The organism is Streptomyces sp. NPDC054840 (assembly GCF_053611065.1).
Genome location: NZ_JBSGZP010000366.1, coordinates 1 through 7393, shown reverse-complemented (window position 1 = coordinate 7393; position 7393 = coordinate 1). Strand labels below are relative to the sequence as shown.

Genomic DNA, 7393 nt, shown 5'->3' with positions numbered 1-7393 from the left:
CGGCTGCTGTGGGACGAACTGGACGCGCAGACCCGCTCCACCACAACGGAGTTGTACGCCGCGACCTGCGCCCGCCGAGCCACCCGCTCCACCGGCCTGAGCGCATCCCCCCGCGCGGCCATCTCGGACGCGCTCACCGCACCCCCGTGCCCGTTCTCGTACGCCAGCGACACCATCAGGTCCACCCGCTGCGCCAGCGCCAGCACCCGCACGGCGCGCGCCGGATACCCCGGTGCCAGCGCCTCCCGCCCGGCCTCCGCCCGCGCCCGGTACGCCGACAGCGCGGCCTCCGCGACCGGACCGGACCCCGCCACGTCCAGCCGGGTCAGCGCCTCGGTCGCCTCGCGCAGCGCCTCCGCGAGCTCCCGCTCCGCCTCGCTCAGCGAGGGCACGTCGGCCGGCGGGGCCTCCCGTACCGGCAGCACGTGCCAGGTCACCGACACGTGTACGTCCCCGGCCGGACCGGCCTCGGACACCTCAGGCACCAGACCCAGCGCCGCGCCCACCGCGACGACCGCCTCCTCGGCCTCCAGGGCGCGCGCATTGAACTCCGGCGGCCCGCTCAGCCCCAGCGGATGCCCCGGCGCGGGCAGCGCCACGCGCAGCCCCGTCACCCCCAGCGCGCGCAGCCGGCCGAGCGCCAGGGTGAGCCCGACCGGGCCCGTCTCGCCCGGCAGCCCCTCCACCCGGTGCACGGCGTCCTCGCCCACGATCGACGACACGGCCTCGTCGGGCGAGACTAGACCTGCCAGCAGTGCGTTCCCCCAGGCGGCCAAGCGCCCTGAACGTGGTTCGAAAAGCATCCCCCTACTTTACGGATCGGCCCCGGCACCGGGCCCCGGCCCCGGAGCCCTCTCCCAGTGGCGTAGGTTTTCCCCTGGGGCTGCGTCTACCGGCGCACAGAGAACCGTGACTGCAAGGGGTGACAACACGCTCATGAGCGATGTTCTGGAGCTGGTGGACGTATCCGTGGTCCGCGAGGGCCGGGCTCTCGTGGACCAGGTCTCCTGGTCGGTGAAGGAGGGCGAGCGCTGGGTGATCCTCGGGCCCAACGGCGCCGGCAAGACCACACTGCTGAACCTCGCCTCCAGCTACCTCTTCCCCACCAAGGGCGCCGCCACCATCCTCGGCAGCACCCTCGGCAAGGTGGACGTCTTCGAGCTGCGCCCCCGCATCGGTGTCGCCGGCATCGCGATGGCCGACAAGCTGCCCAAGCGGCAGACCGTCCTGCAGACCGTCCTCACCGCCGCGTACGGCATGACGGCGACCTGGCAGGAGGAGTACGAGGACATCGACGAGCAGCGCGCCCGCGCCTTCCTCGACCGCCTCGGGATGACCGAATACCTCGACCGCAAGTTCGGCACCCTCTCCGAGGGCGAGCGCAAGCGCACGCTGATCGCCCGCGCCCTGATGACCGACCCCGAGCTGCTGCTCCTCGACGAGCCCGCCGCCGGTCTGGACCTCGGCGGCCGCGAGGACCTCGTACGCCGCCTCGGCCGCCTGGCCCGTGACCCGCTCGCCCCGTCGATGGTCATGGTCACGCACCACGTCGAGGAGATCGCCCCCGGCTTCACCCACGTCCTGATGATCCGTCAGGGCAAGGTCGTCACCGCGGGCCCGATCGACCTCGAACTGACCTCCCGTAACCTCTCCCTCTGCTTCGGCCTCCCGCTGGTCGTCGAGCGCAACGGGTCCGACCGCTGGACCGCCCAGGGGCTTCCCCTCGGCTGAGCCCCTCTTGCGGGTTCCCGCACCCTGTCCCGACCGCGCCCACCCGACCTACCATGACCATGTGGACATCGACGCGTGGGTGTGGTGGCTCATCGGCGCGGTCGGACTGGGCATCCCCCTCGTCCTGACCGCCATGCCGGAGTTCGGCATGTTCGCAGTCGGCGCGGTCGCGGCCGCCGTCACGGCTGCCCTCGGCGGGGAAGTGGTGGCCCAGGTCCTGGTCTTCGTCATCGTGTCGGTCGCGCTCATCGCCGTCGTACGGCCCATCGCCAACCGCCACCGGGACCAGCGCCCCCAACACCGCAGCGGCATCGACGCGTTGCGGGGCAGATCCGCAGTCGTCCTGGAACGGGTCGACGGCAGCGGCGGCCGCATCAAGCTCGCCGGCGAGGTCTGGTCCGCGCGCACCCTCGACGCGAACACCAGTTTCGAGCCCGGCCAGTCCGTCGACGTGGTGGAGATCGACGGGGCGACCGCCGTCGTCATGTGACAACCAGCCTGCTCGCGGCCCCAAGGTCTGCGAGACTCCGATCAACGGGGCAGCACAGACAGCCGGAAGGGCACGGGGAACCGCATGCAACCGATCATCATCGTCCTGATCATTCTGGTGGTTCTGGTCTTCATCGCACTGGTCAAGACGATCCAGGTGATCCCGCAGGCCAGCGCCGCCATCGTCGAGCGGTTCGGCCGCTACACCCGCACTCTCAACGCGGGCCTCAACATCGTCGTCCCGTTCATCGACTCGATCCGTAACCGGATCGACCTCCGCGAGCAGGTCGTCCCCTTCCCGCCGCAGCCCGTCATCACCCAGGACAACCTGGTCGTCAACATCGACACCGTCATCTACTACCAGGTGACCGACGCGCGCGCCGCGACCTACGAAGTGGCCAGCTACATCCAGGCCATCGAGCAGCTCACCGTCACCACGCTCCGCAACATCATCGGCGGCATGGACCTGGAGCGGACCCTCACCTCCCGCGAGGAGATCAACGCGGCCCTGCGCGGGGTGCTCGACGAGGCCACCGGCAAGTGGGGCATCCGCGTCAACCGGGTCGAGCTCAAGGCCATCGAGCCGCCGACCTCCATCCAGGACTCGATGGAGAAGCAGATGCGCGCCGACCGCGACAAGCGCGCCGCGATCCTCCAGGCCGAAGGTGTCCGGCAGTCCGAGATCCTGCGCGCCGAGGGCGAGAAGCAGTCCTCCATCCTGCGCGCCGAAGGTGACGCCAAGGCCGCCGCACTGCGCGCCGAGGGTGAGGCGCAGGCCATCCGCACCGTCTTCGAGTCCATCCACGCCGGCGACGCCGACCAGAAGCTCCTCGCCTACCAGTACCTCCAGATGCTCCCGAAGATCGCCGAAGGCGACGCCAACAAGCTCTGGATCGTGCCGAGCGAGATCGGTGACGCCCTCAAGGGTCTCTCCGGCGCCATGGGCAACTTCGGCCCCATGGGCGGCGGTTCGGGCTTCAACCCCCAGAACGCCGGCAAGGACGGCGGCGGCATCCCGGCCGCCCGGGACAAGGACGGCGCGGAACGCCGCGAACAGCCCCCCATCGACTGACCGGCCACCCCTTCCTGCATGATCAGTGAGGCCCCTCGACCTTCATGGCGGGGAGGCGACTCACTCATGCAAAGGGGATGGCACAGTCCATGTCCATCTGGGAAGCACTCGCTGTCTTCGCCGCCGGTATCGGCGCGGGCACGATCAACACCATCGTCGGCTCCGGCACGCTGATCACCTTCCCGGTGCTGCTCGCCACCGGCCTGCCCCCGGTCACGGCCAACGTGTCCAACACCCTCGGCCTGGTGCCCGGGTCGATCAGCGGAGCCATCGGCTACCGCAAGGAGCTCCAGGGCCAGCGCGCCCGTATCCTGCGGCTCGGCTCCGTATCCCTCGTCGGCGGACTCGCGGGCTCGATCCTGCTCCTCACCCTGCCGTCCGAGTCCTTCGACACGATCGTGCCCGTCCTGATCGCACTGGCCCTGGTCCTCGTCGTCCTGCAGCCCCGGCTCGCCGCCGCGCTGCGCCGACGCCAGGAAGCCGCCGGAGGTGACACCGGCCACCCCGACGGCGGGCCGGCCCTGCTCGGCGGCATGCTGCTCTCCAGCGCCTACGGCGGCTACTTCGGTGCCGCCCAGGGTGTGCTCTACCTCGGCCTGATGGGCCTGCTGCTCCGCGAGGACATGCAACGCATCAACGCCGTCAAGAACGTCATCGCCGCTCTGGTGAACGGCATCGCGGCCGTCGTCTTCCTCTTCGTCGCCGAGTTCGACTGGACGGCCGTCGTGCTCATCGCCGTCGGCTCCACGATCGGCGGCCAGATCGGCGCCAAGGTCGGCCGCCGCCTTTCGCCGACCGTCCTGCGCACGGTCATCGTGACGGTCGGCATCCTCGCCATCGTCCAACTGCTCGTCAGCTGAGCGACGTAGAAGAACTACGTCGCCCAGCGCGTCCGGCTACCTCGACACGGGGGATCCGCCTAGGCGGAACGCTCCAGCCACTCCGGGAGCGCCTCCCGCCCGGCCACCCCCAGGGCCAGCAGCATCGCGTCCGCGGGCGACGGCACGAACGGCCTCCGGAGGAGCGGCATCCCCGCCTCCTCCGGAGTCCGCGCCGCCTTGCGGTGGTTGTCCTCGGCGCAGGAAGCCACCGTGTTCAGCCAGGTGTCCCCGCCCCCCTGGGCCCGCGGCAGTACGTGGTCCACGGTCGTCGCGCGCTTCCCGCAGTACGCGCAACGGTGCTGGTCCCGGACCAGCACCCCCCTCCGCGACCAGGGAGCATGTCTTCGGAAGGGCACCCGGACATACCTGCAGAGCCTGATCACCCGGGGCATCGGAAGATCCATGGTGGCCGCGCGCACACGCAGCTCGGGGTGCGACTGTTCGACGACGGCCTTGTCCTGGAGCACCAGAACCACGGCCCGGTTCAGAGTCACTGTCGACAGCGGCTCGAAGCTCGCATTCAGCACCAGCGTGTCCCGCATCTCGCCCACCTCCCGTGTGCAGGCCCGCGACCACCCTGGCGGCAGGGCCCGGAACCACTCTGGCCGCGCCCGCCACGCGGGACAACGCAATAAAAATGCCCGGTCCTGGCCTTCTTTAGACCAGGACCGGGCGAACGCTCGGGGAACGATCAGCCGAGGGGCGCCTCGTACTCACCGATCAGCTGGGCACGCCCCAGCGTGTGGAAACGCAGATTGAACCCGACGGCGGCGGGCGAGGCATCCGGCCCGGGGCCGAGCTTCGCCCGGTCCACCGCGTACACGGTGAACACGTAACGGTGCCGCTCCCCGGGCGGCGGAGCCGCCCCGCCGAAGTCCCTGGACCCGTAGTCGTTCCGCGCGTGCACGGCCCCGGCAGGCAGCCCCTCGAACGTCCCGCTGCCCGCACCCGCCGGCAGCTCGGTCACCGAGGCCGGCAGATCGAAGAGCACCCAGTGCCAGAACCCGCTGCCCGTCGGCGCGTCCGGGTCGAAGCACGTCACGGCGAAGCTCTCCGTCCCCTCCGGAGCCCCCTCCCACCGCAACTGCGGCGAGAGGTTCCCACCCGCGTGCACCTGCGCCTCACCCAGATCGGCACCGGGTGCGAGATCCGTGCTCGTCACGGTGAAGGCGGGCACCTCGGGGTGGAAGTCGTGCGGAAGAGGCGGCCTGTTCTGCTCGGTCACTGCTGACCCTCCTGATCGCTCGCGGATACGGGTCCGAGCCTAGGACCGGCTAGAACCAGTTGCGCTGCGAACCCACCGAGGCGATCCACTGGTTCAGATACGCCGCCCAGTCGGTCTCCTGGTACGACTGCAGACCCACCTGGAAGCAGCGGTAGGTGTCGCTGCCCTCGGTGAACAGACCGGGCTTCTTGTCCATCTCCAGCACGACGTCCATCTCCCGGCCGTCGGAGATGAAGGTGAGCTCGACCTGGTGCAGCCCGCGGTACTGCGACGGCGGCAGGAACTCGATCTCCTGGTAGAAGGGCAGCGACTGCCGCGTCCCGCGGATGTGCCCCCGCTCCATGTCCGCGCTGCGGAAGGTGAAGCCCAGCTGCCGGAAGGCATCGAGGATCGCCTGCTGCGCCGGCACCGGGTGCACGTTGATCGCGTCGAGGTCGCCCGCGTCCACCGCGCGCGCGATCTCCAGCTCGGTGCTGACCCCGATGTTCATCCCGTGCAGGTGCTGACCCCCGAAGTGGGTGATCGGCGTCTCCCAGGGGATCTCCAGCCCGAACGGCACCACGTGCAGCGCGCCCGGCTGAACCTTGAAGGCACCGCCCAGACGCTGCTTGGTGAAGACGATGTCCTGCTTGTACTCCTGATCTCCGCCCTCGACCTCGACCCGTGCCTGCAGCCCGACGGACAGCCCCTCGATCTGCTGCTCCACGGATCCACCCTGGATCCGGACCTCGCCCTGGACGATTCCGCCCGGCACGACGTTCGGCTCGGTGATGATCGTGTCGACCGAAGCACCACCGGCGCCCAGGCTCGCGAACAGCTTCTTGAAGCCCATGCTCTAACTCCCCTTGAAGGATCTGGCGACTACGCCGCGACTATCCCGTATCAACGCGGAACCTTAGGCCCCGGTTCCAGGCGGGCGCGTTCCACTACGCTCGACCGGATGAGCGCGCGCCCTGACCGTACGCCCCTGCCCAGGTCCTTCTTCGACCGCCCGGTCCTCACCGTGGCCCCGGACCTCCTCGGCCGCATCCTCGTCCGCCGCACGACGGACGGCCCCCTCGAACTGCGCATCACGGAGGTCGAGGCCTACGAGGGGGAGACCGACCCCGGCTCCCACGCCTACCGGGGCCGCACCGACCGCAACGCGTCGATGTTCGGTCCACCCGGACACGCGTACGTCTACTTCATCTACGGCATGTGGTTCAGCCTCAACCTGGTGTGCGGCCCCCCGGGTCACGCGAGCGGGGTCCTGCTGCGCGCGGGCGAGGTCACCGTGGGTGCCGACCTGGCCGCCAAACGCCGGGTCACAGCCAGGAACCCCGGAGAACTGGCCAAGGGCCCGGCCCGTCTGGCCACGGCCCTGGACGTGGACCGCTCCCTCGACGGCACCGACCTCTGCGCGGGCCCGGATTCCCCGTTGTCGCTTCTTACCGGCATCCCCACCTCGGTGGACCGGATGAGCAGTGGCCCGCGCACGGGAGTGGGCGGAGCCGGCGCGGCCCACCCGTACCGTTTCTGGGTCACCCACGACCCGACGGTGAGCCCGTACCGCGCCCACGCACCTCGCCGCCGCTCAACTTGACTCGGCCCTGCCGGACGCCTAACGTAGTCCGAGCAGTTCGAACGGGGCACTGCTATCAGCGGACCCCGAGAGCGGCCAACCCACAATCTACGACTTACCCCTGGCGGGGTCCTCTTCGGCACGCCCGAATTCCTGGCCAGTGGCTCGATTATGAGCCGCAAGGGATAAGCGCTAAAGTGGTGGAACGCCGAAAGGCAAAGGCCCCCAACGGCCACCTGAATTCAAATCCATCGCCGGAAACGGCGCGGAAATGATCTGGTAGAGTTGGAAACGCAAGAACAGAACGAAAGCCCGGAGGAAAGCCCTAGCCGATGTGCTGAGGGTGAGTACAAAGGAAGCGTCCGTTCCTTGAGAACTCAACAGCGTGCCAAAAATCAACGCCAGAAGTTGATACCCCGTCCACTTCGGTGGAT

10 protein-coding genes are annotated in these 7393 nt (G+C 69.6%); 5 read left to right on the top strand and 5 right to left on the bottom strand.

The window, feature by feature from the left end:
• Window positions 1-803, bottom strand: an 803-nt coding sequence (locus tag ACWGIU_RS23840) for a hypothetical protein (RefSeq protein ID WP_453708882.1), incomplete at its 3' end; no start/stop codon positions are given.
• A gap of 133 nt (window positions 804-936) precedes the next feature.
• Between ACWGIU_RS23840 and ACWGIU_RS23835 the strand changes: the two genes are divergently transcribed.
• The 4 genes from ACWGIU_RS23835 (at window position 937) to ACWGIU_RS23820 (ending at window position 4152) form a co-directional block, all read left to right on the top strand.
• Window positions 937-1731 carry an ABC transporter ATP-binding protein gene (locus ACWGIU_RS23835; RefSeq protein ID WP_453708881.1) on the top strand — a complete coding sequence of 265 codons (795 nt, stop codon included), beginning with the start codon at window positions 937-939 and terminating at the stop codon, window positions 1729-1731.
• A gap of 61 nt (window positions 1732-1792) precedes the next feature.
• A complete protein-coding gene (locus ACWGIU_RS23830; RefSeq protein WP_453708879.1) occupies window positions 1793-2221 on the top strand; it encodes an NfeD family protein in 429 nt (142 codons plus the stop codon).
• A gap of 84 nt (window positions 2222-2305) precedes the next feature.
• On the top strand, window positions 2306-3292 hold the full coding sequence (locus tag ACWGIU_RS23825) for an SPFH domain-containing protein (protein WP_030720088.1): 987 nt from the start codon (window positions 2306-2308) through the stop codon (window positions 3290-3292).
• Between the two features lie 89 nt (window positions 3293-3381).
• Window positions 3382-4152, top strand: coding sequence for a sulfite exporter TauE/SafE family protein (locus ACWGIU_RS23820; protein ID WP_453708877.1), 771 nt, complete (start codon window positions 3382-3384; stop codon window positions 4150-4152).
• 59 nt (window positions 4153-4211) lie between these two features.
• Here ACWGIU_RS23820 and ACWGIU_RS23815 read toward each other — a convergent pair whose 3' ends face one another.
• The 3 genes from ACWGIU_RS23815 to ACWGIU_RS23805 form a co-directional block, all read right to left on the bottom strand.
• Window positions 4212-4715 carry an HNH endonuclease gene (locus ACWGIU_RS23815; protein ID WP_301372004.1) on the bottom strand — a complete coding sequence of 168 codons (504 nt, stop codon included), beginning with the start codon at window positions 4713-4715 and terminating at the stop codon, window positions 4212-4214.
• Between the two features lie 149 nt (window positions 4716-4864).
• Window positions 4865-5398 carry a YbhB/YbcL family Raf kinase inhibitor-like protein gene (locus ACWGIU_RS23810; RefSeq protein WP_453708875.1) on the bottom strand — a complete coding sequence of 178 codons (534 nt, stop codon included), beginning with the start codon at window positions 5396-5398 and terminating at the stop codon, window positions 4865-4867.
• Between the two features lie 49 nt (window positions 5399-5447).
• Window positions 5448-6230 (bottom strand): sporulation protein, encoded by a 783-nt coding sequence (locus ACWGIU_RS23805; RefSeq protein ID WP_453708873.1) that lies wholly within the window; start codon window positions 6228-6230, stop codon window positions 5448-5450.
• Between the two features lie 108 nt (window positions 6231-6338).
• Here ACWGIU_RS23805 and ACWGIU_RS23800 point away from each other — a divergent pair, with 108 nt between their 5' ends.
• Window positions 6339-6980 carry a DNA-3-methyladenine glycosylase gene (locus ACWGIU_RS23800; protein WP_453708871.1) on the top strand — a complete coding sequence of 214 codons (642 nt, stop codon included), beginning with the start codon at window positions 6339-6341 and terminating at the stop codon, window positions 6978-6980.
• Window positions 6981-7151: 171 nt separating this feature from the next.
• Here the strand turns inward: ACWGIU_RS23800 and ACWGIU_RS23795 are convergent.
• A partial coding sequence (locus ACWGIU_RS23795) for a hypothetical protein (protein ID WP_453708869.1) occupies window positions 7152-7393 on the bottom strand: 242 nt, incomplete at its 5' end.